The following is a 23,167-nucleotide window of genomic DNA, read 5'->3' on the forward strand; positions in this document are numbered from 1 at the left end:
AGAACGCCATGAAGTGCGCCCGGACAGTCTCTTTTGCATCGGCCGCCATGATCGCTGTCGCGATCAGTCAGCAGGTTTCCTATTCGGCGGAGAAGGGTGGGCGGCTGAAGCCGCCGGAAAGCATCCGCTCCGATCACATGCTGACGGTTCCCCTCGACGCAACGGTCACTGCGCCGATCTTCTCGATCAGCTGGTGGTCACGCGTGACGCCCGCGCCGGGCATCGATCCGCCAAGCCGGCTGTTGCGCGAAAGCGCGCCAAATGATGTGACCTACCGGCAGGGAACGCGGTAATTGCTTCACTGCGCATGCAAACGCGCCATTCCGGGATGGAAATGGCGCGTTGCGTATTTCAGCCTTGCGGCAACGCCCTTACGCCGCGCGGCGGATCAGGATGTGCTTCTTCTTGCCGAGCGAGAGCTTGATGACGCCGTCAGCGGTGATTTCGCCGCTGCCGATCAGGCGGCGTTCGTCGCTGACCGCCTCGTCGTTGATGCGAACAGCGCCACCTTGTACGTGGCGGCGGGCTTCGCCGTTCGAGCCGGCAAGGCCGGCGCGGACCATCAGCGAGAGCAGGCCGATGCCGCCATCGAGTTCACCTGCCGGGATATCGACCGAAGGCAGGTTTTCCGAAAGCCCGCCTTCCTCGAAGGTCTTGCGCGCGGTTTCGGCGGCCTGCTCGGCGGCCGGGCGGCCGTGCAGGATCGCCGTTACCTCGGTCGCGAGGATCTTCTTGACCTCGTTCAGCTCCGAACCGCCGATGGCCGAAAGCCGGGCGATTTCGTCCATGGGCAGGGTGGTGAAGAGCTTGAGGAAACGCGGCACATCCGCATCCTCGGTATTGCGCCAATATTGCCAGAAGTCATAGACGGGCAGCAGGTCGGCATTCAGCCAGACCGCGCCGGAAGCCGACTTGCCCATCTTGGCGCCCGAAGACGTCGTCAGCAGCGGCGAGGTCAGGGCGTAAAGCTGCGGCGTCCCCATGCGGTGACCGAGATCGATACCGTTGACGATATTGCCCCACTGGTCCGAACCGCCCATCTGCAGACGGCAGTCGTAACGCTTGGCCAACTCGACGAAATCGTAGGCCTGGAGGATCATGTAGTTGAATTCCAGGAAGGACAGGGACTGTTCGCGGTCGAGACGCGTCTTCACGCTGTCGAAGGACAGCATGCGGTTGACCGAGAAGTGGCGGCCGACATCGCGCAGGAACTCCAGGTAGTTCAACGAACGCAACCATTCGGCGTTGTTGATCATCAGGGCGGCGCTGCCGGGCTTGTTGTAATCGAGGTAATTCGAGAAGCAGCTCTTGATCGAGGCGATATTCTCTTCGATCGTCTCGATCGTCATCAGCTTGCGGGCCTCCTCCTTGAAGGAGGGATCGCCGACCATGCCGGTGCCGCCGCCCATCAGCGAAATCGGGCGGTGGCCCGTCGCCTGCAGCCAGTGCAGCATCATGATCTGCGTGAGATGGCCGACGTGAAGGCTGGATGCCGTCGGGTCGTAGCCGATATAGGCCGTCACGGTTTCCTTGGCGAAGAGATCGTCGAGGCCGCGTTCATCAGAGACCTGATGAATGAAACCGCGCTCTTTCAGCGTGCGGAGGAAATCGGACTTGAACTCTGACATGGCTTTCGTCTCTTGGTGTCTGCGCTGGCCCATGGGTTCGCGCAACTTCGTTGTTGTTGATCTGTCGCGGCGCGTTTAGCACTGTTTTTACAAAAGTGCATCCGGGAATCGCATGGGAGGCAAGCCTCATGGATGTCATCAGGACCGCGATCGGCCTGATGAGCGGCACGTCGATGGACGGAATCGACGTTGCGCTGATCAAGACCGACGGCCGCGGCTTCATCGAACGCGGGCCGTTTCTAGGCGTACCCTATGACGTTGCCTTTCGCGAACGGCTCAAACGGGCGCTGGAACTGGGGCGCCCGCTGAGCGACAGGAACGAAAGGCCGGCCGAGCTTCGCGAGATCGAGCTTGAGCTGACCTTGCGTCATGCAGCTGCCGTTACGGCATTCCTGGAGCGTTTCGGGCTTTCTGCCGATGCCGTCGATGTGCTCGGCTTCCATGGCCAGACGGTCCTTCACCGGCCGGACGAAGGATTGACGATCCAGATCGGCGACGGGCGGGAGCTTGCGGAGAGAACCGGCATATCCGTGGTCTACGATATGCGCGCCAACGACATGGCGCATGGCGGGCAGGGCGCGCCGCTGGTGCCGGCCTATCATGCTGCCCTTGCGGGAAAATTCCAGCAGGCGGGAGAGGCTGTCTGTTTCGTCAATATCGGCGGCATCTCCAATCTGACCTTCATCGGCACGGACGGCCGGATATCGGCCTTCGACAGCGGCCCGGGCAATACGCTGATCGACCAGTGGGTGGAGATGCAGACCGGCAGAACCTATGATCCAGGCGGTGAAATCGGCGGGCGCGGCAAGGTCGTCGCAGCGCTTGCGGCACGTTATCTCGAAAGCCCGTTCTTCCGCGGCAATGTTCGCCGGTCGCTCGATCGCGGCGATTTCGCGCCGCTTCGGCCTGATGAGGCGAGCCTCGAAGACGGCGCGCGCACGCTGGCGCATGTCGCAGCCGCATCGATCATCAAATCCGCAGGTTTCCTGCCCGAGAACCCGTCGATCTATATCGTCTGCGGCGGCGGGCGGCTGAACCGCACCCTCATGGCGGAGTTTTCGGCCATGGCCGAAGGGCGGGGATCGCGGGTGTTGAGCGCGGAGGAGGCAGGCTTCGACGGCGACGCGATGGAGGCGGAAGCCTGGGCCTATCTCGCCGTGCGTTCGCTGGACGGTCTGCCGTTGACATTTCCCGGCACGACGGGGGTGGGCGCCCCGGTCAGCGGCGGAGCGTTGGCAGCGCCATGACACGCGAGCAGGGCATCCTGAAGACGCCGCGCTAAGCCAAACCGTTGGGGCGAAATTAAAACCACTAGACAACCTTCGGTGCAACACCATTGCAGACCCTTTGGAAACGCACCGTGAAGCCAGCTACGCGTTATTGAGCTTGGTACATTGAGTGGCGTGAATAACGGTCAGCCTTGGTTGACGAGGAACTTATGAAAAATCTCGACAGCCGGTTTCAACCAGCCCATTCCTGGCAGCTTGTCATAGATTGATACCAGCCTGCCAGCATAGTCGAGTATTGCGGCCCCAAACCCTATGGCAACGGCCTTTGACCCGACAGAGATCAATTTACTCGCACTCTCGTCCACGAACTTAGCCGCGTACCCGAAGATACGGATGAAGAGGTTCTCGATCGTCCGTACAAGGGCGAAAGATACCCTCTTGCTGGCGCGAGCGGGATCTGAGATCGCGTGGCTAAGCAGGCGAATTGTTGTGGGGACTTCAGTACTGACGGTTTCCGGCATCTCATCGAACTTAGTGGCAATTTCGAGAGCGATCGATTGCGATCGTCGAACGTCAGCCTCATTCAATTCAACAGCAGCCGCGTTCTCGGCAAACCGAGCCCAGTCTTGGAACTGAGCGACATACATCGCGATCGTTCCGAAATGTGATCTAAGTTTGCTTGCGACGACCTCTGGGAGTTCGGCTTCGACCTGCCTGCGTTGATCTTCGCAGGAAATATTCAAGATCCCTAATTGAATGATGTCCTGAGAAGTTTCGAGCTTTTCCTGCAAAGCATTGACATCGGACAAAAAGCGACGGTCGCAATTCGATCGCCCAAGCTCATCCAGCACTTTCCGGCCCTGTTCAATTAAGGCTGTGCGTGCCGCAAAGATGTTATCGACATCCTCCAGCTTGGCCTTATTTTCGAAGTGCTCGATCTTCAGCACGTTATTTGAAATGTCGAAATGCACGGGGGAGATTTTTTGTTCTGGCACCACCTTCGCCAGATAGATCTTCGCAGACCGTGAAGGCTCGCCATCAAAGGCTAGCTGGATGTCTTTGGCATCGACCACGCTCAGCGGTGGGATTTCCTCAATAGTATTAACCAAGAAGTCTAGGAGGTCGTAGTTAGTCACTCCGACCTTTATGAACCTAGCTGAGGTCGTTCTGTCAGATTGTGAAATTGCAACCGCAGATATTGTGCTTAGGGCGGGTTGGCTGGCTACTAATTCTCGCAATTCTCGAAGGAGGTTAAGCAGAAGTGACAGTTCGTCTTTGAAGAAAAAACGGGATGTCCCCATTGACGACTGGCGAGCTACCACTCGAATGCGCTCGGCGGTCCCTGCTAATCGAACTCGGTCTTCCAATTCGAGAGGAGTAGCTTTTCGGTCGAACGTCAAACGAAGCGAACGAAGTCCGTCCATGATCTCGTTACGAAGTTCTCTCGGGGTCAGCGACATTCAACCGGTCCATATCTGACAATCTCTCAATCGGATAACTCGTCGTAGAGAGAATCGACAACCTCAAGAAACCTTGCACTGTTGCTACCGCGCTTTCAAAGCGGATTTATTGTGAATTGATACAAAAAATGGCCCCGTAACACAGGGCCATGAAAGTTTCGGATGTCGGAGCTAACTCTTGACGGCGATCGGCCGGACCCGTCCGCCCTGATTGCCATCTTCCACGCCCCTGACCTGGGCGATGAACGAGAACTTCTTGCGAAGCCCGAGGATCGGTTTCTCGATGAAATGCCAGGACAGCACCGCGACGGCGAGTGCCGACGGCAGGCCGACGAGGTAGAGCGCCAGCGCACCGTATTTCGGATAGAGAAAGACCGACGGCAACGAGCTGATCCAGATCTGCAGGAATGGATCATGGTAGAGATAGACGCCGTAGGAATAGTCGCCCTTCCTGAAAAAGGCAGGAATCGGAACCTCCGCGAGGCCGATGAAGATGGTGATGTAGACGAGGGCGGTGATGAGGATGGGCCGGTTGATCACCGACTCGACCGACCGGCCGTCGAGCGTGAAAATGGCGACGAGGCAGGCGAGGCAGGCGGCGGCGAACAGCCAGCGGGAATAGGGAATGACCGCTTTGAACTGAAAGACGGCAATGCCCATCAGAAAAGCCGTTATCAGCTGAGAGCCGCGGCTCATGAACAGGAAGCGGGCGACTGGCTTGATCGACCCCGGGAACAGATATGGCATCTTCTGCACGACGAGGCCGATGAAAACATACGCGATCAGCACGGCGACGAGCTTATAGCGCGTCTTGATGATGGCGGTGATCATCAGGAACGACATGATGATGTAGCAGAAGATCTCCCAGGGAACCGTCCAGAGGGCGCCGTTGACGCGTTGGCTCGGATTGTCCTGGAATACGCCCGGCAGCTCGTAGTGGATCCAGCCGACTATGTTCAAAAAGTATTTGAAAAACCGCGGGTCGGTAAAATATTCGGCGTGGTAGACGACCGTTACGATCGGCCCGATGATCAGCGAACAGACGACGATATCGACGGCAAGAGCCGGTACGATGCGCAATCCGCGATTGATCAGGAAGTTGCGCAGGCTCAGACGCTGAGCGCTGCCGGCGATCAAGAATCCGCTCAAAGCGAAAAACATCGGAACAAGAGCATATTCGGTAAACCAGAATACCGAGCCCCTGATGAAGGCATCATTCCTAGTCAGCAAAAAAGAATGAGTGAGTACGATAGAAAAGGCGAGTCCTATTCGAAGAAAATCGAACCCCGGACCGATACCCCTATACTTATCCAGGATTTCCCCGAACGACTTGGTCATTGCGGACCTCGCTTTAGTTAGGATTGCGAGGACCCTACCGCACTGCAACATGCATTGCAACACGGTAGATGATCTATTGTGGCACAGCTGTGCCGGTCGCGTCTTGGATCGCCTTCGCCGGGGATGGCGGGCTCGCGCTGTGGTGTCAGCGAATCCGCTTGGCGGCGGGCTCCGGCACCAGTTCACCGTTAAGGCGACGGTCGAGATAGTCCTCGCATTCGCCCATCAGCGTTTCCACCTGGCCGTTGAAGAAGTGGTTGGCGTTGGAAACGGTGCGATGGGTGATGAGAATGCCCTTCTGGGTCTTCAGCTTCTCCACAAGGCCGTTCACATCCTTTTCCGGCGCCACCTTGTCGGCCTCGCCGTTGATGATCAGGCCGGAGGAGGGGCAGGGCGCCAGGAAGGAGAAGTCGTAGGTATTCGGCTGCGGGGCGATCGACATGAAGCCTTCGATCTCCGGCCGGCGCATCAGAAGCTGCATGCCGATCCAGGCGCCGAAGGAATAGCCGGCGACCCAGCAGGTCTTGGAATCGGGGTGCAGGCTCTGCACCCAGTCGAGCGCGGAGGCGGCATCCGACAATTCGCCGGCGCCGTGGTCGAATTCGCCCTGGCTGCGGCCGATGCCCCGGAAATTGAAGCGCAGCGTCGTGAACCCGCGCTTCTGGAACATGTAGAAGAGCTGGTAGACGATCTGATTGTTCATCGTGCCGCCGAACTGCGGATGCGGATGCAGGATGAGAGCGATGGGCGCGCTTTTTTCCTTGGAGGGCTGGTAGCGGCCTTCAAGACGGCCGGCTGGGCCGTTGAAAATAACTTCGGGCATTGGTACTCCGGGTTTTATTTCGCGTTCGCGCTGCGTTGGACGACAACATGACTTGACTCGGGTTGTCAGCTTTTCTAAAACGCAGTTTAGAACAATTCGAAACTTGCATGGCGATCCACGGCTTCGTGGAACGTGTCATAAGGCAAGCCCGGCGGAAATTTCAAGAAAAATGAGCCGCGGGTGTTGAAGCAAGCTCGTCAAGCGCAGGACTGAAGATCATGGCGCCGCCACGCCTTTATCTCGACTGGAATGCCACAGCGCCGCTGCACCCCGCAGCGCGCGAGGCGATCATGCGCGCCATCGACATCTTCGGCAATCCCAATTCCGTCCACGGCGAAGGCCGCGCCGCCCGCGCCGCCATCGAGGGCGCGCGGCGCAAGGTCGCGGCGCTTGCAGGCACGGATGCCGGCAATGTGGTCTTCACCAGCGGCGCGACCGAGGCCGCCAATCTGGTGCTGACGCCGGATTTTCGCATGGGCCGCACGCCGCTTCAGCTCGGCCATCTCTATTTTTCCGCCGTCGAGCACCTGGCAGTCCGGGAGGGAGGCCGGTTCCCGAAGGACCGCATGACCGAGATTCCGGTGACGGATGCCGGTATCGTCGATCTGAACGCGCTGGCCGCACTTCTCGATGCCCATGACAAATCGACGGGCCTTCCCATGGTGGCGATCATGTTCGTCAACAACGAGACGGGCATCGTCCAGCCTGTCGAAGAAGCGGCCAGGATCGTGCGCGCCCATGGCGGGCTCTTCGTCGTCGACGCCGTGCAGGCGGCCGGCCGTCTGCCGATCGAGATCGAGCGCATCGGCGCGGATTTCATCATCGTCTCCTCCCACAAGATCGGTGGGCCGAAGGGTGCGGGTGCACTGATTGCGCGCGGCGAGGCGCTGATGCCGAAGGCGCTGATCCGCGGCGGCGGGCAGGAGAAAGGTCACCGCTCGGGGACACAGAATTCGCTGGCTCTGATCGGCTTCGGAGCCGCAGCCGAAACCGTGCTGCAGGATCTCGGCGAACGGAACGCCGCGATCGCCGCGCTGCGCGACAGGCTGGAAGCCGGCATGCGCGCTGCCGCGCCCGATGTCATCATTCACGGCGCCGGTGGTCCGCGGGTCGCCAACACGATTTTCTTCACGCTTCCCTGCCTGAAGGCGGAGACCGGGCAAATCGCCTTCGATCTCGAAGGCGTTGCCCTTTCGGCGGGCTCCGCCTGCTCATCGGGCAAGGTCGGCGAAAGCCATGTGCTGACGGCCATGGCGCGCGACGCCAAGCTCGGGGCGCTGCGCATCTCGCTCGGTTTCTCGACGACCGAAGAGGATATCGACAGGGCGATTGCTGCCTTCGCGAAGATCGCCTGCCGGCGCAGGTCGGCCGGCGAGGCGGCCTGACCGCATCATAAACTTGCGGAAACGCAAATTTCTGCTTGCCAATCGGGCTGAAAAGTCCCTTTTGGCCTCTTACATCAGGGCAAGACAGTTGCCCGACATCAGGGCAAGAAGTTGCCTCATACGCTACAAGCTGCCGGACCTTGTATCCGGCGAGATTGGAGAATGAAATGGCTGCCGTGCAGGAAACGATCGACCAGGTACGCCTGATCGATGTGGACCAGTACAAATACGGTTTCGAGACCGTCATCGAGATGGACAAGGCGCCGAAAGGCCTGTCCGAGGATATCATCCGTTTCATTTCGGCCAAGAAGCAGGAGCCGGAATGGATGCTGGAATGGCGCCTGGAAGCCTACCGGCGCTGGCTGACGCTGGAAGAGCCGACCTGGGCGCGCGTCGATTATCCGAAGATCGATTTCAACGACATCCATTATTACGCCGCGCCGAAGAGCACGCCAGGCCCGAAGTCGCTCGACGAAGTCGATCCGGAACTGCTCAAGGTCTATGAAAAGCTCGGCATTCCGCTGCGCGAACAGGAGATCCTCGCCGGCGTCGAGAAGCCGAAGATCGCCGTCGACGCCGTCTTCGACAGCGTCTCGGTCGTCACCACCTTCAAGGCGGAGCTGAAGAAGGCCGGCGTGATCTTCATGTCGATCTCGGAAGCGATCCGCGAGCATCCCGATCTCGTGCGGAAATATCTCGGCTCGGTCGTGCCGACCTCGGACAATTATTACGCTACGCTGAATTCGGCTGTCTTCACCGACGGTTCCTTCGTCTTCGTGCCGAAGGGCGTTCGCTGCCCGATGGAGCTTTCCACCTATTTCCGCATCAACGAAAAGGGCACCGGCCAGTTCGAGCGCACGCTGATCATCGCGGAAGAGGGCGCCTACGTCTCTTATCTCGAAGGCTGCACGGCGCCGCAGCGCGACGAAAACCAGCTGCACGCAGCCGTGGTCGAGCTCGTGGCGCTCGACGATGCCGAGATCAAATATTCCACCGTCCAGAACTGGTATCCGGGCGACAAGGAAGGCAAGGGCGGTATCTACAACTTCGTCACCAAGCGCGGCGATTGCCGCGGCGACCGCTCGAAGATTTCCTGGACGCAGGTCGAAACCGGCTCGGCGATCACCTGGAAGTACCCGTCCTGCATCCTGCGCGGCGACGACAGCCGCGGCGAATTCTACTCGATCGCCGTGTCGAACGGCCATCAGCAGATCGACAGCGGCACCAAGATGATCCATCTCGGCAAGAACACGTCGAGCCGCATCGTCTCCAAGGGTATTGCGGCCGGTGTTTCCAACAACACCTATCGCGGCCAGGTTTCGGCTCATCGCAAGGCATCGAACGCGCGCAACTTTACCCAGTGCGATTCGCTCCTGATCGGCGACAAGTGCGGCGCTCATACCGTGCCCTACATCGAGGCGAAGAATTCGACGGCGCAGTTCGAACATGAAGCGACGACCTCGAAAATCTCCGAGGACCAGCTGTTCTACTGCCTGCAGCGCGGCATCCCCACCGAAGCGGCGATCGCGCTGATCGTCAACGGCTTCGTCAAGGAAGTCCTGCAGGAGCTGCCAATGGAATTCGCCGTCGAGGCGCAGAAGCTGATTAGCATTTCGCTGGAAGGGAGTGTTGGCTAAGCGGTTTTCCGTCATCCTCGGGCTTGTCCCGAGGATCTAAGCACGTCTGCGGAGGATGGGATGAGCGGGTTTGTCTACATGATGTCCGACAAACCAAGAGGTGTAATTTACACTGGCGTCACCAGCGATCTGCAAGGGCGAATATGGGAACACCGCAGCGAAATCCATAAGGGTTTTACGGAGAAATACAGAGCGAAAAACCTCGTCTGGTTTGAGTATCATCCCAACATTGTGTTGGCGATCCAGCGAGAGAAGTCGCTGAAGCGCTATTTGCGCGAATGGAAAATGAAGCTCGTCGAGGAGCTCAATCCGACCTGGATGGACCTCTACGAGCGCATCGACGAAATCGAGAATGTCTATCGGCCGCATCCGAATACGCGGGAGTGGAGCAACTACAATTGAGGGTTTAGATCCTCGGGACAAGCCCGAGGATGACGGATCGAGACCGGTAAGAATGGTCAATTGGGCGGCACTTGAACCCGCTTTATGAACAGGAAGAACGAAATGCTTGAAATCAGAAACCTCCATGCTCGCATCGCCGAAGACGGCACCGAGATCATCCGTGGCCTGAACCTGACGGTTAAGGCCGGCGAAGTCGCCGCGATCATGGGGCCGAACGGCTCCGGCAAGTCGACGCTCTCCTATGTGCTGTCCGGCCGCGAAGACTATGAAGTGACCGAAGGCGACATCCTCTATAACGGTGAGAGCATTCTCGAGCTCGATCCGGCCGAACGCGCTGCCAAGGGCATCTTCCTCGCTTTCCAGTATCCGGTCGAAATCCCGGGCGTCGCCACCATGCAGTTCCTGAAGGTGGCGATGAACGAGCAGCGCAAGGCGCGCGGCGAGGACGAGCTGACGACGCCGGATTTCATGCGCCGCGTCAAGGAAGCTGCGGCCAAGCTGCAGATCAACACCGAAATGCTGAAGCGCCCGCTCAACGTCGGCTTCTCCGGCGGGGAAAAGAAGCGCGCCGAGATCCTGCAGATGGCGCTGCTCGAGCCGAAGCTCTGCGTGCTCGACGAAACCGATTCCGGCCTCGATATCGACGCGCTGAAGATCGTCGCCGATGGCGTCAACGCGCTGCGTTCTCCGGATCGCGCCGTCGTCGTCATCACCCACTACCAGCGCCTGCTCGATTACATCGTGCCTGATACCGTCCACGTTCTCTACAAGGGCCAGGTGATCAAGTCGGGCGACAAGACGCTGGCGCATGAGCTGGAAGCCAATGGTTACGCCGACATCATCGGCGCGGCGGCCTGAGTTCGGGTGGAAAGGACGACGTCCATGAACATGCAGACGACGAGCCGCCTGACCGTGGCCGAAGCGGCGCTGATCGAAGCCTTCAACCAGCAGATCGGCGATCTGCCGGGCAACGGCGCGGTGACGGCGTTGCGCGACCGGCTTCTCGACGACCTCAAGCAAGCCGGCCTGCCGACGCGCCGCATCGAAGCGTGGCATTATACCGACCTCAAGAATCTTCTGCGCACCGTTCCGCCGCAGGCCGGTGATGCCGGCTCCGAGGCTCTGGAGCCGCTCGTTGCCGATTCCGCCGTGCTGGCGGTGATCCAGGGCCATTCCAACCAGAAGGCCGCTGCCGCCGGCCTCGGCATTTCGACCTATTCCGAACGTCTGCTCGACGGCTCCGCCGCGGAAAGGCTCGATGCTCTCGGCAGCGACGACGCGATCGGCCGCATCAATGGCAGCTTCGTGCGCGACGGCTATGTCGTGGATGTGCCAGCCGATACCGAGCTCGAAAACCCGCTTGAAATCCAGTTCGTTCACGCCGGCGGCCAGACGCATACGCGCCTTCCCGTTTCCTTCGGCGCCAACGTCAAGGCGACCGTCATCGAGCGTCACCGTGCGGTGACCGGCGATTCAGCGCTGGTGTCCCACATCAGTGACATCACGGTCGGCGAGGGCACGGAGCTGACCTGGATCATCCTGCAGCAGCAGGGCGCCGAGGATACGCATCTCGGCCAGATCCGCGTCGATCTCGGCACCAACGCCAAGCTCCGCCTGTTCGTCATCAATGCGGGCGGTAAGCTGGTGCGCCAGGAGCTACACATCAAGGTGACGGGCGAGGGTGCCGATCTGACGCTGCGCGGCATCAACCTGCTCGGAGCCGAAAGCCACACCGACGTGACGATGGTGCTCGGCCATGACGTGCCGCATACCGGCTCGACCGAGGTGATCCGCAACGTTGTCTTCGACCGTGCCAAGGGTGTCTTCCAGGGCATGATCCGGGTCGCGCCCGATGCGCAGAAGACCGACGCCAAGATGGCCTGCAATACGCTGCTGATGTCCGACGATGCCGAGTTTTCGGTCAAGCCCGAGCTCGAAATCTTCGCCGACGACGTGCAGTGCGGCCACGGCGCGACAGTGACCGATATCGACGCCAACCATCTCTACTACCTGATGGCGCGCGGTATTCCGGAGAACAAGGCGCGGGCGATGCTCGTCAATGCCTTCGTCGCCGAAATCGTCGAGGAACTGGAAGACGAAGCCTTGGTCGAAGCGCTGGAAAGCGTGATTTCGGCCTGGCTCGAAAAGCACGCCTGATCGGATATATCGATGGACAAGATAGCAGCGGCCACTGAATACGACGTCGAAGCCATCCGCCGGGATTTCCCGATCCTGGCGGAGAAGGTGCACGGCAAGCCGCTGGTCTATCTCGACAACGGCGCGTCGGCGCAGAAGCCGCAGGTGGTGATCGACGCCATTTCGCATGCCTATTCACATGAATATGCCAATGTGCATCGCGGCCTCCACTACCTCTCGAATGCCGCAACCGATGCCTACGAGGCGGCGCGCGAGAAGGTCCGCCGTTTCCTCAATGCGCCTTCGGTCAACGACATCGTCTTCACCAAGAATTCGACGGAGGCGATCAACACCGTCGCTTATGGCTGGGGCATGCCCAAGATCGGCGAGGGTGACGAGATCGTTCTGACGATCATGGAGCACCATTCCAACATCGTGCCGTGGCACTTCATCCGCGAACGGCAGGGCGCCAAGCTCGTCTGGGTTCCCGTCGACGATGAAGGCGCCCTCCATATCGAGGATTTCGAGAAGAGCCTGACGGAGCGAACCAAGCTGGTCGCCATCACTCATATGTCGAATGCGCTCGGTACGATCGTTCCCGTCAAGGAGGTCTGCCGCATCGCTCACGAACGTGGCATTCCCGTGCTGATCGACGGCAGCCAGGGTGCCGTGCATCTGCCCGTCGACGTGCAGGACATCGATTGCGACTGGTACGTGATGACCGGGCACAAACTCTACGGTCCGTCGGGCATCGGTGTGCTCTACGGCAAGAAGGAACGGCTCTCCCAGATGCGCCCCTTCCAGGGCGGCGGCGAGATGATCTTCGAGGTCGCCGAGGACGCCGTCACCTACAACGACCCGCCGCATCGCTTCGAGGCCGGCACGCCGCCGATCGTCCAGGCGATCGGGCTCGGCTACGCGCTCGACTATATGGAGAAGGTCGGCCGGGAGGCGATTGCCCGCCATGAGGCCGATCTTGCGGCTTACGCGGCCGAGCGCCTCAGATCGGTCAATTCGCTGCGGATGTTCGGGACGGCGCCCGAGAAGGGGAGCATCTTCTCCTTCGAACTCGCCGGCATCCATGCCCATGACGTTTCGATGGTGATCGACCGGCAGGGGGTCGCGGTGCGGGCCGGCACGCATTGCGCCATGCCGCTCTTGAAACGCTTCGGCGTCACCTCCACATGCCGAGCATCGTTCGGCATGTACAATACCCGCGCCGAGGTCGATGCGCTGGCCGATGCGCTTGAATATGCGCGCAAGTTCTTTGCCTGAGGAGTGTCCGTAATGAGCCTGGACGAAAGCGAACAGAAGATCGACGTGCGCGAAGGCATCGTGCATTCGAGTATCCCGGCCGAGGAACTGGCGCGGCTCAGCGACGACGTCATCAGCGCGCTGAAGACCGTCTACGACCCGGAAATCCCGGCCGATATCTTCGAACTTGGTCTGATCTACAAGATCGACATCGAGGACGACCGGATGGTGAAGATCATGATGACGCTGACCGCGCCCGGCTGCCCGGTCGCCGGCGAGATGCCAGGCTGGGTCGAAAATGCCGTCGGGGCCGTCGAGGGCGTGTCGGGCGTCGAAGTCGAAATGACCTTCGACCCGCCGTGGACGCCGGACCGTATGTCGGAAGAGGCGCAGGTTGCCGTCGGCTGGTACTGAGTGGCCCTGGTCCAGTGCCGAGGTATTGATCCGTTTACCTCGGACGACTACATTTTGAATCACGAAGCGCCGGATCTTGACCCCGGTTGCGGAAGGAGAAAAAGCCGATGGGCTTTGCAGTGATGAGCATGACGGATGGGGCTGCGGCCCGCGTCAAGGCGATCGTCGAGAATTCCGGGCCGGAAGCCAAGGGCATTCGCGTCGGCATCAAGAAGGGCGGCTGCGCCGGGATGGAATATACCATCGACCTCGTGACCGAGCCGAATGCCAAGGACGACCTGATCGAGCACGAGGGCGCCAGGGTCTGGGTCGAACCTTCGGCCGTGCTCTATCTGCTCGGCACCGAAATGGGCTTCGAGCAGACGACGCTGCGCTCCGGCTTCACCTTTACCAATCCGAACCAGACATCGGCCTGCGGCTGTGGCGAATCCGTCGAACTGAAGCCCGCCGATCTCGCCGCACAGCGCCAGAGCGAGCCGGCGCACTCCTGACGGCCGTCCAGATCAACGGAAAATTCTCTGCCACTAATCGCTGGTGAAGAACCGGTGTGCTCAGTCGCGCTTGATGCTCATGAGCATTTCCCACATGTCGGCGCCGGTCTCGAAGACCACGGCATTTGCCTTGTAGCTCTGCTCGGCGTCGATCAGGTCCGTCAGTTCGGTAGCGGGATCGACATCCGAATCCGTCGGGCTGACGATGGCCTGGACGCCTGATACGGTGGAGGTGAGGCTGGTGTTCAGCTTGGCATAGCCCGGCGTGCCGCTGTTTGCGATATTGTTGGCAATCGCGCTTACCCGCGTCGTCTGCGCCTGCATTCCCGAAAGAGCAATGTTGGTGATGCCGGATATGCTCATCAGCCGTGTCTCCAGATCTGAATAGAACGCTTTTACCCGCTATGGCTTAGGGAATGCTGAAAGCGTTGCGTTAGCAAAGACCTATCGGCGCGCGCATCGTGCTGCGCACCTGTTCCGAACTGAAACGGGAAGGTGGCTGGCGCGCGGCGGCTTCCTATCGCGACGCCACCCAGTCGTGCCAGTCGCTTTCGTTGCCGTTGAAGACATTGAGGTCGATCTTGCCGTCGACGCCGTCGGAGAGGCCGGAGCCGGAATACTGCCAGAAGACCCACTTGCGGCCGGGATAGACCTTGGAGGGGTGGGCGGCGACCGAGCGCAGCCAGAAGGGATAATTGAGCAGTTCGCCCTTCAGATTGTCGCGGTAGAAGTCCGGTGCGGTGTAGATGATCGGGCGCTGGCCATAGTGGCGTTCCACCTTGTCCAGGAACACCTGCATCTTCTCCAGAACGCGCTTGCGGGAGATTCTTTGGCTGCAGCTCGACTCACCGTTCCATTCGACATCGATGACGGGCGGAAGCGCGTTGGCTTCCCTTGGAACGTTGCGGATGAACCAGTCGGCCTGTTCGCCGGCTGTCCGGCACCAGTAGAAGAAGTGATAGGCGCCGTGCTTCAGGCCGGCTTCCCTGGCGCGGCGCCAGTTCTTCTTGAACATCGGATCGAGGTGATCGCCGCCGTCCGTCGCCTTGATGTAGACGAAGTTGGCTCCCTGCTGCCGCAGCGTCTCCCAATCGATCTCGCCCTGCCAGCGCGACACGTCGACGCCATGTACGGCAAGCTTTCTCGGCGAAGTCCTGCCGAAGTTGATCGGCTTGGCATCACGGAAACGGTGGCCATAAATGCGCGAGCGCGTCGGGGATTTCGGGCCCGCATCCGGGTCGATCCCCGGATTCTCAGGCATGAGCATCGCGACCGGCCTTTCCGTCGGCATCGGCATGCCGACGGCCCCGTTGGCCGGCACGAGGGCCTGCGGCTCCGGAACAGGTCCGGTCCAGCTCAGCGCTTCCTGCCGCGGGCTGGTTTGTGGCGCGGGATCGCCCACGGCCGCAGCCGGTATCGGGCCGCTCGGCTTAGCGATGGCATTGGTGGTTTCCGACGACGCCACAGGGGTGAGCACATCTTCGGCGCCGGAGCTCGTTGAGCATCCCGACAGGATCAGGGCGGCGAGGAGAATTGCTGGTACAGCCGATGGACGCATGAGAACCTGCACGCAAAACAAAGATCGATGGCAACATTCCTACCGGAGAAAAATCGCCCATTTTGAATTGCTAACAGAGACTTGCTAAGAAAGGTTAAATTTGAACCTTGTGCCGTGAAGTAGCTGCCCCTCACCCTAACCGTCTCCCCGTTAGAACGGGGAGAAGGTGGCGGCAGCCGGATGAGGGGCAAGCGTCGGCGATCAATACGCAGCAGATCCTCGGCACAAAAACGAGGACGAAGTCATCAACAAGCTGAAATCCCTCCCAAATTGTGGGAGGGGTTTGCCGAATGTTACTCCGCAGCCTCCGCATAGCTTTCCACCGGCGGGCAGGTGCAGATGAGGTTGCGGTCGCCGTAGACGTTGTCGACGCGGTTGACCGGAGACCAGTATTTGTCGACGCGGAAGGCGCCGGGCGGGAAGCAGGCCTGTTCCCGGCTGTAGGGCCGGTTCCATTCGCCGACGAGGTCTTCCACCGTATGCGGGGCGTTTTTCAGCGGATTGTCGAGCTTGTCCATGCGGCCTTCCTCGATGGCGCGGGCTTCCTCGCGGATCGCCAGCATCGCCTCGCAGAAGCGGTCGATCTCAGCCTTGGTCTCGCTTTCCGTCGGCTCGATCATCAGCGTTCCGGCGACCGGCCAGCTCATGGTCGGCGCATGGAAACCGCAATCGATCAGGCGTTTGGCGACGTCGTCGACGGTGACGCCTGCGCTGTCGACCAGCGGGCGGGTGTCGATGATGCATTCATGCGCGACGCGGCCGGTCTTCGACTTGTAGAGCACGTCATAGGCGCCCTTCAGCCGGGCGGCGATGTAGTTGGCGTTGAGGATCGCCACCTTGGTCGCCTGGGTCAGGCCTTCGCCGCCCATCATCAGGCAGTAGCTCCAGGAGATCGGCAGGATCGAAGCCGAGCCGAAAGCGGCGGCCGAAACCGCGCCCGACCGGCCATCGGTTTCCGGGTGGCCGGGCAGGTGGGGCGCCAGATGCGCCTTGACGCCGATCGGGCCCATGCCGGGGCCGCCGCCGCCATGCGGGATGCAGAAGGTCTTGTGCAGGTTGAGATGAGACACGTCGGAGCCGATGTCACCGGGGCGGGACAGGCCGACCATGGCGTTCATGTTGGCGCCGTCGAGATAGACCTGGCCGCCATTGACATGCACGAGGTCGCAGATTTCCTTGACCGTTTCTTCGAAGACGCCGTGCGTCGAGGGATAGGTGATCATGCAGCAGGAGAGATTGGCCGCATGCTCCTCAGCCTTGGCGCGGAAATCGTCCATGTCGATGTCGCCGTTCTCGCGCACCTTGACGACCACCACCTTCATGCCGACCATCTGGGCCGAGGCCGGGTTGGTGCCGTGCGCCGAGGTCGGGATCAGGCAGACGTCGCGATGGCCGTCGCCGTTGGCGATGTGGTAGTTGCGGATCGTCAGCAGGCCGGCATATTCGCCCTGCGCGCCGGAATTCGGCTGCATCGAAAAGGCGTCGTAACCGGTAACGGCGCAGAGCTTCTCCGTGAGATCGTCGATCATCTCGCGATAACCGAGCGCCTGGTCGGCCGGCACGAAAGGATGAATGTCGGAAAACTCCGGCCATGTGATCGGCAGCATTTCCGCCGTCGCATTGAGCTTCATCGTGCAGGAGCCGAGCGGGATCATGGCGCGGTCGAGCGCCAAGTCGCGGTCGGAGAGCCGGCGGATGTAGCGCGTCATCTCGCTTTCGGCGCGGTTCATGTGGAAGATCGGATGCGAGAGATAGTCGCTGGTGCGCAGCAAATCCCCGGGCAGCCGGTAGGAGGGCTCGAAATCGGCAATGGCGAAATTGCCGCCGAAGGCGCGCCAGACGGCTTCCAGCGTTGCAGGCCGTGTGCGCTCGTCGAGCGACATGCCGATCTTCGTCTCGCCGACCTTGCGCAGATTGACCCCTTCGGCGACGGCAGCGCGCAGGATGAGGCCCTGCATATGGCCGACATCGACGGTGATCGTATCGAAGAAGCTTTCCGGCTCGACCTTATAGCCGAGTTTTTCCAGGCCCTTGGCCATCAGCACGGCCTTCTGGTGGACCTGCTGGGCGATCGCCTTGATACCCTTCGGGCCATGGAAGACCGCGTACATGGAGGCCATGACGGCGAGCAGAACCTGGGCGGTGCAGATGTTCGAGGTCGCCTTTTCGCGGCGGATATGCTGTTCGCGGGTTTGCAGAGACAAGCGATAGGCGCGGTTGCCGCGGGCATCGACGGACACGCCGACGAGACGGCCCGGCATGGAGCGCTTGATGGCATCTTTCACAGCCATATAGGCCGCATGCGGGCCGCCGTAACCGACCGGGACGCCGAAACGCTGCGAGGAGCCGATGGCAATGTCGGCGCCCATTTCGCCGGGCGATTTCAGCAGCGTTAGCGCGAGAATATCGGCGGCGACGACTGCTATGGCGCCGGCCTGGTGCAGCCGCGCGATCAGGCCGGTGAAATCATGCACATGGCCGTGCGTGCCGGGATACTGGAAGATCGCACCGAAGACGTCGACCGGATCGAGATCGGTGAAGGGATTGCCGACGATGACGCTCCAGCCGAGCGGCTCGGCGCGGGTGCGGATGAGGGCGATGGTCTGCGGATGGCAGTCGGCATCGACGAAGAAGGCCTTCGCCTTCGACTTGGAGACGCGCTCGGCCATGGCCATGCCTTCGGCGGCGGCGGTCGCCTCGTCGAGCAGCGAGGCATTGGCGACGTCGAGACCCGTGAGGTCCGAGATCATCGTCTGGTAATTCAGCAGCGCTTCCAGGCGGCCCTGGCTGATCTCCGGCTGGTAGGGTGTGTAGGCCGTGTACCAGGCGGGGTTTTCCAAAATATTGCGCTGAATGACAGGCGGGGTGATCGTGCCGTAGTAACCCTGGCCGATCAGCGAGACCAGCACCTTGTTCTTGTTGGCGGTTTCGCGCAGCTTGTCGAGCGCCTCGCGCTCGGTCATCGGCGCGCCCCAGACGAGCGGCGCCTTCTGACGGATGGCGGGCGGCAGCGTCGCGTCGATCAACCCGTCGAGGCTGTTATAGCCGATCACCTTCAGCATATCGGTCATTTCGGACGGCGAGGGGCCGATATGACGGCGATTGGCGAAATCGTAGGGCTGGTAGTCGGTGAACTGGAATTCGGTCGGCGTCGTCATTACGCGATGAGCTCCTTGTAGGCGGCCTCGTCGAGCAGGCCATCGGCATCGGCGGGGTTCTTGAGCTTCAGCTTGAAGAACCAGCCGGCGCCCTGCGGATCGGAGTTGATGAGGGAAGGATCGGCGACGATCGCCTCGTTGACCTCGGTGATCTCGCCGTCGAGCGGACAATAGACCTCGGAGGCGGCCTTGACGGATTCGACGGTTGCTGCGTCGTCGTTCTTGGCGAAGCTCTTGCCGACTTCGGGCAGTTCGACGAAAACGAGGTCGCCCAACTGTTCGACGGCAAAGGAGGTGATGCCGACGGTTGCGACATCGCCGTCAAGCTGGAGCCATTCATGTTCAGCGGTAAATTTCAGCATGGAAATATCCTCTCGGAAAACAGGGTTTCAGCGTTTGTAGGTCGGCGTAACGAAGGGCAGGGCGGAGACGGTGACGGGCAGGAACTTGCCGCGTACCTCTGCATAGACAAGGGTTCCCACCGCGGAATGGGAAACAGGCACGTAGCCCATGGCGACGGGGCCTTCGACGGAGGGGCCGAAGCCGCCTGATGTGACTTCGCCGACTTCGACCGTGCCCTCGGCATCGGCATAAAGCTTGGCATGGCCGCGCACCGGCGCCTTGCCTTCCGGCTTCAAGCCGACGCGGCGGCGGGCGGCGCCGTTTTCGAGTTCGGAGAGGATGCGGCCGGAGCCGGGGAAACCGCCGGCGCGTGCGCCACCCGCGCGCCGCGCCTTCTGCATGGCCCATTCGAGGGCTGCCTCGACCGGCGAGGTGGTGGTGTCGATATCGTTGCCATAAAGGCAGAGCCCGGCTTCCAGGCGCAGGGAATCGCGGGCGCCGAGGCCGATCGCCTGGACGTCGGGATGCTCGAGCAACCGCATGGTGACATCCACGGCCTTGTCCGATGGAACCGAGATTTCGAAGCCGTCCTCGCCGCTGTAGCCCGAGCGCGAGACCAGACAGGAAACATCGTGCAGGCGGCAGTGGCGCACGTCCATGAATTTCATTGCCGCCACATCGGCCCAGAGTTCCGCCAGAACCTCGACGGCGCGCGGTCCCTGCAGCGCGATCAGGGAGCGGTCCAACAGGGTGATGTCGCACCGGTCGCCGATATGGGTCTGCAGATGGAGGAGATCTGCCTCCTTGCAGGCAGCATTGACGACGACGAACAGATGGTTGTCGAGATGGGTGATCATCAGGTCGTCGAGAATGCCGCCGGTCTCGTCGGTGAAGAAGCCGTAACGCTGGCGGCCTTCGGCAAGGCCGAGGATATCGACGGGGACCAGGCTTTCCAGCGCCAGGGCGGCATCCTCGTAGCTGCCGGATTTCGCCTTCACGATGACTTGGCCCATGTGAGAGACATCGAAGATGCCGGCTGCGGTGCGGGTTTGAAGATGTTCCTTCATGACGCCGGCTGGATATTGCACCGGCATGTCATAGCCCGCGAACGGCACCATGCGGGCGCCGAGCGAAAGATGCAGGGCATGCAGCGGGGTTTTCTTCAGGGCAGCAGTATCGTCCAAAAGACGCCTCCGGGGTTTGCGCCTTTTCACGAAGGCGCGGGCTCAAATCTGAAGGGCGCGGCTGCGCACTTCTCTCCTGAGCCCCCTCTGTCCCTTTGCCTGAGATTGTTATCCCTTCGGCGAGCGTTTCGAGAACGCTTCTCTCCAGAGTTCCGTCTGCCCCTTGCTGGTCCTTTTGCCTGAGAGTTTCCGGGGCGGTTGCTCCTTCGGCACCGGTGGCGAAAGCACCGGATTCTCCCAACATGGTTGGCGCAATTATCCGGCGGGCTAGGCGCTTGGCAAGACCAAATGTCGTGACCTGACAAATTTTTGTCGCCATAGTCAGGGAACGGCGGCAACCTGCGGCAAATCTGCTTTTGCATTCGGCAGGGAAACCGGCTATCGCGACATGCTGTTGAAGGGGATCTCATGCGGCGGACCGGACTGAAAGCGACGCTCTTCCTGCGCATGCTTTGCGCATTGAGCCTGCTTTTTCTCGGCTTTGCCCATCAGGCGCCGCAGGCTGTCGCTTCCGAAGGTTATGACGCAGCCGCCTATATGCTGCCGGACGGCAGCTTTGCCTCCCTCTGCGTGACGGTAAAGGACGACGACGGCAAGACCGTCGCCTTCAAGCCCAATTGCGAAGCTTGCCGGCTTTCGGCCTCGGTCATCCTGCCGATGCCGGATGCGGGCTCCTGGCTCGCGCGCAAACTCGCCTCGCTGAACAACGCGCCCAATGAGACCGCCGCGATAGCCGGCGCCAGCGCCGTCAGCCGGGCAAATTCCCGCGCGCCTCCCATCCCCGTCTGATCTTCCTCCGCAATCTGAATGCAACATGCCGGTCCGCCTGAGAGAAGTGCTGCGGCCGGCGAGGAGATATCCGATGAAAACGATCAAGACGCAGACTATCAAGACTTTGGGGCTTGCCGCTCTTCTTTCCGCCGCCGCCATTGCCAGTGCCGAGGCCCATGTGAGCTTCCTCGACAAGCAGGCGACGCAGGAGAGCACCATTCTCGCGACGCTGCAGGTGCCGCATGGTTGCGACGGCAAGGCAACCACGGAAGTGCGGGTCAAGCTGCCGGAAGGCTTCGTCTTCGCCAAGCCGCAGCCGAAGGCCGGCTGGGAGCTCGAGGTGATTAAGGGCGATTACCAGAAGACCTACGACAATCACGGCGACAAGGTGAAAACAGGCACGGTCGAGATCCGTTGGAAGAACGGCAATCTCTCCGACGATTTCTACGACACCTTCGTCATCCAGGGGAAGGTTTCCGGTATCGAGGCCGGCACCTCGCTCGCCTTTCCGGTGACGCAGATGTGTGGCGATGCGGTCCAGGCGTGGGATCAGGTCGCGAAAGAAGGCGGTGATGCGCACGGCCTGAAAAGCCCAGCGCCGGTCTTGAAGATCGTTGAGGGCGAAGACCATGGCCACAACCATGACGACATGGCTGGGATGGACATGACCGGGAAACCCGGCATGGACATGTCAGCTATGGCGGCTGCCGCGCCGGCGGGCGAAGCGGTGAAGGCCGGCGATCTCGAAATCTCCGGCGCCTTCGCCAAGGCGATGCTGCCCGGCCAGCCGGTCGGCGGCGGCTTTTTCACGGTGACGAACAACGGCAAGACGGATGACCGCCTGGTATCGGTGTCGTCGCCTGCATCGGGCGAGGTTCAGATCCACGAGATGGTGACGAAGGACAATGTCATGCGGATGCGCCAATTGAAGGACGGCATTGCCATCCCTGCGGGCGAGACCGTCAAGCTCGAGCCCGGCAACCTGCATCTGATGTTCCAGAAGGTGAAGACGCCGTTCAAGCAGGGCGATACGGTGCCGGTGACGCTGACCTTCGAGAAAGCAGGCAAGGTCGACCTGGTGCTGCAGGTACTTTCCGCTCAAGGCAAGTGAGCACGGGCAGGTTAAGACAGAAAAGCCCGCGATGCGGGCTTTTCGCTGGAAGGGCTGCGGCCTCAGACGTCCTCGTAGGATTGCAGCGCCTGCTTCAGGCCGGCCTGCGGCTGGCGATTGCCCTTCTCCATCAGGTCGAGTGCCACTTCGGTCGATTGGATGATGCTGGAGGGATCGTCGATTCCTTCGCTGCTCTCGGCCTTCAATTGCCGGTCGGCGAGACGACGCGACTCGCGCGCGGCGGTGCTCGTGGCGACGCGCTGCGGTATTCTCAGCGTTTCCAGGGCAATGGCGGCGGTGCTTGCCGAAATGGACAGGAGCTGGGTCATGTCGGCACAGTATCGGCAGGATCTTGGCGCCAGCATAAGAAAACGACTGGCATTTTATTGAATTATAAGAATTTATTCCGTCACGATTAAATGCGCTCTCAAACTCGGATGTTCCGCCCATGATCCAGGCTCTGCTCGTCGCCGTCGGCGGCGCTATCGGTTCCGTCCTCAGATATTATGTCGGCCAATGGACGCTGAGGCTTCTAGGCCCGGCCTTTCCCTGGGGCACGCTCGCCGTCAATGTCGTCGGCTGCTTCGTCATCGGCGTCCTTGCCGAACTGATTGCGCGAAAGTTCAACGCCTCGATGGAATTGCGCTTGCTGCTCATCACCGGCTTCCTCGGCGGCTTCACCACTTTCTCGGCCTTTTCGCTCGACGCCATCTCACTGTTCGAGGGCGGCAATACCGTCGCCGGCGGTGTCTATATCGCAGCCAGCGTCGGCCTTTCGATGGCGGCGGTGTTCGCTGGGCTCGCCATCATGCGCGCTTTGGTCTGATTCTGGTTTCCGTTTTGGAA

23 protein-coding genes and 2 riboswitches are annotated in these 23,167 nt (G+C 60.9%); of the genes, 13 read left to right on the forward strand and 10 right to left on the reverse strand.

All coding sequences use genetic code 11. From position 1 onward, the window contains the following. The first annotated feature begins 8 nt into the window (after positions 1-8). Positions 9-293 (forward strand): hypothetical protein, encoded by a 285-nt coding sequence (locus ATY78_RS24620; protein WP_088684924.1) that lies wholly within the window; start codon positions 9-11, stop codon positions 291-293. Between the two features lie 78 nt (positions 294-371). On the opposite strand, the gene tyrS is transcribed toward ATY78_RS24620, so the two are convergent. Further along, positions 372-1,628, reverse strand: a complete 1,257-nt coding sequence (gene tyrS / locus ATY78_RS24625) for a tyrosine--tRNA ligase (RefSeq protein WP_088684925.1) — start codon at positions 1,626-1,628, stop codon at positions 372-374. A 128-nt stretch (positions 1,629-1,756) separates the two neighbouring features. Here tyrS and ATY78_RS24630 point away from each other — a divergent pair, with 128 nt between their 5' ends. Further along, positions 1,757-2,875, forward strand: coding sequence for an anhydro-N-acetylmuramic acid kinase (locus ATY78_RS24630; RefSeq protein WP_088684926.1), 1,119 nt, complete (start codon positions 1,757-1,759; stop codon positions 2,873-2,875). A 167-nt stretch (positions 2,876-3,042) separates the two neighbouring features. Here ATY78_RS24630 and ATY78_RS24635 read toward each other — a convergent pair whose 3' ends face one another. The 3 genes from ATY78_RS24635 to ATY78_RS24645 all read right to left on the reverse strand — a co-directional run bounded on the left by ATY78_RS24635 (position 3,043) and on the right by ATY78_RS24645 (position 6,478). Beyond that, on the reverse strand, positions 3,043-4,317 hold the full coding sequence (locus tag ATY78_RS24635) for a hypothetical protein (protein WP_088684927.1): 1,275 nt from the start codon (positions 4,315-4,317) through the stop codon (positions 3,043-3,045). A 171-nt stretch (positions 4,318-4,488) separates the two neighbouring features. After that, the gene (locus tag ATY78_RS24640; RefSeq protein WP_088684928.1) at positions 4,489-5,655 is read right to left on the reverse strand and encodes an acyltransferase; all 1,167 of its coding nucleotides are present in this window, start codon (positions 5,653-5,655) and stop codon (positions 4,489-4,491) included. A gap of 145 nt (positions 5,656-5,800) precedes the next feature. After that, a complete protein-coding gene (locus ATY78_RS24645; protein WP_088674274.1) occupies positions 5,801-6,478 on the reverse strand; it encodes an alpha/beta hydrolase in 678 nt (225 codons plus the stop codon). Between the two features lie 218 nt (positions 6,479-6,696). Here ATY78_RS24645 and ATY78_RS24650 point away from each other — a divergent pair, with 218 nt between their 5' ends. From ATY78_RS24650 to sufA, 8 genes are all read left to right on the forward strand, one after another. Beyond that, complete coding sequence (locus tag ATY78_RS24650; protein WP_088684929.1) at positions 6,697-7,863, forward strand: cysteine desulfurase family protein; 1,167 nt, start codon at positions 6,697-6,699, stop codon at positions 7,861-7,863. 167 nt (positions 7,864-8,030) lie between these two features. Next, positions 8,031-9,500, forward strand: a complete 1,470-nt coding sequence (gene sufB, locus ATY78_RS24655; RefSeq protein WP_088684930.1) for a Fe-S cluster assembly protein SufB — start codon at positions 8,031-8,033, stop codon at positions 9,498-9,500. Between the two features lie 60 nt (positions 9,501-9,560). Continuing rightward, the gene (locus ATY78_RS24660) at positions 9,561-9,902 is read left to right on the forward strand and encodes a GIY-YIG nuclease family protein (protein ID WP_088684931.1); all 342 of its coding nucleotides are present in this window, start codon (positions 9,561-9,563) and stop codon (positions 9,900-9,902) included. 102 nt (positions 9,903-10,004) lie between these two features. Then, on the forward strand, positions 10,005-10,760 hold the full coding sequence (sufC, locus tag ATY78_RS24665) for a Fe-S cluster assembly ATPase SufC (RefSeq protein WP_085737360.1): 756 nt from the start codon (positions 10,005-10,007) through the stop codon (positions 10,758-10,760). A gap of 24 nt (positions 10,761-10,784) precedes the next feature. Beyond that, positions 10,785-12,059, forward strand: a complete 1,275-nt coding sequence (sufD, locus tag ATY78_RS24670; RefSeq protein WP_088684932.1) for a Fe-S cluster assembly protein SufD — start codon at positions 10,785-10,787, stop codon at positions 12,057-12,059. Positions 12,060-12,071: 12 nt separating this feature from the next. After that, positions 12,072-13,313, forward strand: a complete 1,242-nt coding sequence (locus ATY78_RS24675) for a cysteine desulfurase (protein WP_088684933.1) — start codon at positions 12,072-12,074, stop codon at positions 13,311-13,313. A gap of 12 nt (positions 13,314-13,325) precedes the next feature. Further along, the gene (locus ATY78_RS24680; RefSeq protein WP_088684934.1) at positions 13,326-13,706 is read left to right on the forward strand and encodes an SUF system Fe-S cluster assembly protein; all 381 of its coding nucleotides are present in this window, start codon (positions 13,326-13,328) and stop codon (positions 13,704-13,706) included. 107 nt (positions 13,707-13,813) lie between these two features. Beyond that, positions 13,814-14,197 (forward strand): Fe-S cluster assembly scaffold SufA, encoded by a 384-nt coding sequence (sufA, locus tag ATY78_RS24685; RefSeq protein ID WP_088684935.1) that lies wholly within the window; start codon positions 13,814-13,816, stop codon positions 14,195-14,197. Between the two features lie 60 nt (positions 14,198-14,257). On the opposite strand, the gene ATY78_RS24690 is transcribed toward sufA, so the two are convergent. The 5 genes from ATY78_RS24690 to gcvT form a co-directional block, all read right to left on the reverse strand. After that, on the reverse strand, positions 14,258-14,560 hold the full coding sequence (locus ATY78_RS24690; RefSeq protein ID WP_088684936.1) for a flagellar basal body protein: 303 nt from the start codon (positions 14,558-14,560) through the stop codon (positions 14,258-14,260). Between the two features lie 154 nt (positions 14,561-14,714). Next, the gene (locus ATY78_RS24695; RefSeq protein WP_088684937.1) at positions 14,715-15,755 is read right to left on the reverse strand and encodes a GH25 family lysozyme; all 1,041 of its coding nucleotides are present in this window, start codon (positions 15,753-15,755) and stop codon (positions 14,715-14,717) included. Positions 15,756-16,048: 293 nt separating this feature from the next. Then, the gene (gene gcvP, locus ATY78_RS24700) at positions 16,049-18,913 is read right to left on the reverse strand and encodes an aminomethyl-transferring glycine dehydrogenase (RefSeq protein ID WP_088684938.1); all 2,865 of its coding nucleotides are present in this window, start codon (positions 18,911-18,913) and stop codon (positions 16,049-16,051) included. Next, the gene (gcvH, locus tag ATY78_RS24705; protein WP_088684939.1) at positions 18,913-19,275 is read right to left on the reverse strand and encodes a glycine cleavage system protein GcvH; all 363 of its coding nucleotides are present in this window, start codon (positions 19,273-19,275) and stop codon (positions 18,913-18,915) included. Before gcvH ends, gcvP begins: the two co-directional genes overlap by 1 nt. Before the next feature lie 27 nt (positions 19,276-19,302). After that, on the reverse strand, positions 19,303-20,439 hold the full coding sequence (gene gcvT / locus ATY78_RS24710; RefSeq protein WP_088684940.1) for a glycine cleavage system aminomethyltransferase GcvT: 1,137 nt from the start codon (positions 20,437-20,439) through the stop codon (positions 19,303-19,305). Positions 20,440-20,516: 77 nt separating this feature from the next. After that, positions 20,517-20,597, reverse strand: a riboswitch (glycine riboswitch). Positions 20,598-20,600: 3 nt separating this feature from the next. After that, positions 20,601-20,689, reverse strand: a riboswitch (glycine riboswitch). 158 nt (positions 20,690-20,847) lie between these two features. Here gcvT and ATY78_RS24715 point away from each other — a divergent pair. Together ATY78_RS24715 and ATY78_RS24720 are read left to right on the forward strand one after the other, a co-directional pair. Continuing rightward, positions 20,848-21,228 (forward strand): hypothetical protein, encoded by a 381-nt coding sequence (locus tag ATY78_RS24715; RefSeq protein WP_088684941.1) that lies wholly within the window; start codon positions 20,848-20,850, stop codon positions 21,226-21,228. 73 nt (positions 21,229-21,301) lie between these two features. After that, positions 21,302-22,321 (forward strand): DUF1775 domain-containing protein, encoded by a 1,020-nt coding sequence (locus ATY78_RS24720; protein ID WP_088684942.1) that lies wholly within the window; start codon positions 21,302-21,304, stop codon positions 22,319-22,321. A gap of 62 nt (positions 22,322-22,383) precedes the next feature. Here ATY78_RS24720 and ATY78_RS24725 read toward each other — a convergent pair whose 3' ends face one another. Beyond that, positions 22,384-22,650, reverse strand: coding sequence for a hypothetical protein (locus ATY78_RS24725; RefSeq protein ID WP_088684943.1), 267 nt, complete (start codon positions 22,648-22,650; stop codon positions 22,384-22,386). A gap of 119 nt (positions 22,651-22,769) precedes the next feature. Between ATY78_RS24725 and crcB the strand changes: the two genes are divergently transcribed. Further along, positions 22,770-23,147, forward strand: coding sequence for a fluoride efflux transporter CrcB (gene crcB, locus ATY78_RS24730; RefSeq protein ID WP_088684944.1), 378 nt, complete (start codon positions 22,770-22,772; stop codon positions 23,145-23,147). Positions 23,148-23,167: the final 20 nt, after the last annotated feature.

Origin of the sequence: Rhizobium sp. R635, from assembly GCF_002211285.1 — a bacterium.
GTDB lineage: Bacteria > Pseudomonadota > Alphaproteobacteria > Rhizobiales > Rhizobiaceae > Rhizobium.

What these genes read in the sequence shown, in the direction of transcription:
- ATY78_RS24715 (WP_088684941.1), top strand. Translation starts at nt 20,848, where the DNA reads ATGCGGCGGACCGGACTGAAAGCGACGCTCTTCCTGCGCATGCTTTGC.
- ATY78_RS24645 (WP_088674274.1), bottom strand. Translation starts at nt 6,478, where the DNA reads ATGCCCGAAGTTATTTTCAACGGCCCAGCCGGCCGTCTTGAAGGCCGC.
- ATY78_RS24650 (WP_088684929.1), top strand. Translation starts at nt 6,697, where the DNA reads ATGGCGCCGCCACGCCTTTATCTCGACTGGAATGCCACAGCGCCGCTG.
- ATY78_RS24690 (WP_088684936.1), bottom strand. Translation starts at nt 14,560, where the DNA reads ATGAGCATATCCGGCATCACCAACATTGCTCTTTCGGGAATGCAGGCG.
- sufA (WP_088684935.1), top strand. Translation starts at nt 13,814, where the DNA reads ATGGGCTTTGCAGTGATGAGCATGACGGATGGGGCTGCGGCCCGCGTC.
- ATY78_RS24640 (WP_088684928.1), bottom strand. Translation starts at nt 5,655, where the DNA reads ATGACCAAGTCGTTCGGGGAAATCCTGGATAAGTATAGGGGTATCGGT.
- ATY78_RS24675 (WP_088684933.1), top strand. Translation starts at nt 12,072, where the DNA reads ATGGACAAGATAGCAGCGGCCACTGAATACGACGTCGAAGCCATCCGC.
- ATY78_RS24660 (WP_088684931.1), top strand. Translation starts at nt 9,561, where the DNA reads ATGAGCGGGTTTGTCTACATGATGTCCGACAAACCAAGAGGTGTAATT.
- sufC (WP_085737360.1), top strand. Translation starts at nt 10,005, where the DNA reads ATGCTTGAAATCAGAAACCTCCATGCTCGCATCGCCGAAGACGGCACC.
- gcvP (WP_088684938.1), bottom strand. Translation starts at nt 18,913, where the DNA reads ATGACGACGCCGACCGAATTCCAGTTCACCGACTACCAGCCCTACGAT.
- ATY78_RS24630 (WP_088684926.1), top strand. Translation starts at nt 1,757, where the DNA reads ATGGATGTCATCAGGACCGCGATCGGCCTGATGAGCGGCACGTCGATG.
- ATY78_RS24620 (WP_088684924.1), top strand. Translation starts at nt 9, where the DNA reads ATGAAGTGCGCCCGGACAGTCTCTTTTGCATCGGCCGCCATGATCGCT.
- ATY78_RS24720 (WP_088684942.1), top strand. Translation starts at nt 21,302, where the DNA reads ATGAAAACGATCAAGACGCAGACTATCAAGACTTTGGGGCTTGCCGCT.
- gcvH (WP_088684939.1), bottom strand. Translation starts at nt 19,275, where the DNA reads ATGCTGAAATTTACCGCTGAACATGAATGGCTCCAGCTTGACGGCGAT.
- tyrS (WP_088684925.1), bottom strand. Translation starts at nt 1,628, where the DNA reads ATGTCAGAGTTCAAGTCCGATTTCCTCCGCACGCTGAAAGAGCGCGGT.
- ATY78_RS24635 (WP_088684927.1), bottom strand. Translation starts at nt 4,317, where the DNA reads ATGTCGCTGACCCCGAGAGAACTTCGTAACGAGATCATGGACGGACTT.
- ATY78_RS24725 (WP_088684943.1), bottom strand. Translation starts at nt 22,650, where the DNA reads ATGACCCAGCTCCTGTCCATTTCGGCAAGCACCGCCGCCATTGCCCTG.
- sufB (WP_088684930.1), top strand. Translation starts at nt 8,031, where the DNA reads ATGGCTGCCGTGCAGGAAACGATCGACCAGGTACGCCTGATCGATGTG.
- ATY78_RS24695 (WP_088684937.1), bottom strand. Translation starts at nt 15,755, where the DNA reads ATGCGTCCATCGGCTGTACCAGCAATTCTCCTCGCCGCCCTGATCCTG.
- crcB (WP_088684944.1), top strand. Translation starts at nt 22,770, where the DNA reads ATGATCCAGGCTCTGCTCGTCGCCGTCGGCGGCGCTATCGGTTCCGTC.
- ATY78_RS24680 (WP_088684934.1), top strand. Translation starts at nt 13,326, where the DNA reads ATGAGCCTGGACGAAAGCGAACAGAAGATCGACGTGCGCGAAGGCATC.
- sufD (WP_088684932.1), top strand. Translation starts at nt 10,785, where the DNA reads ATGAACATGCAGACGACGAGCCGCCTGACCGTGGCCGAAGCGGCGCTG.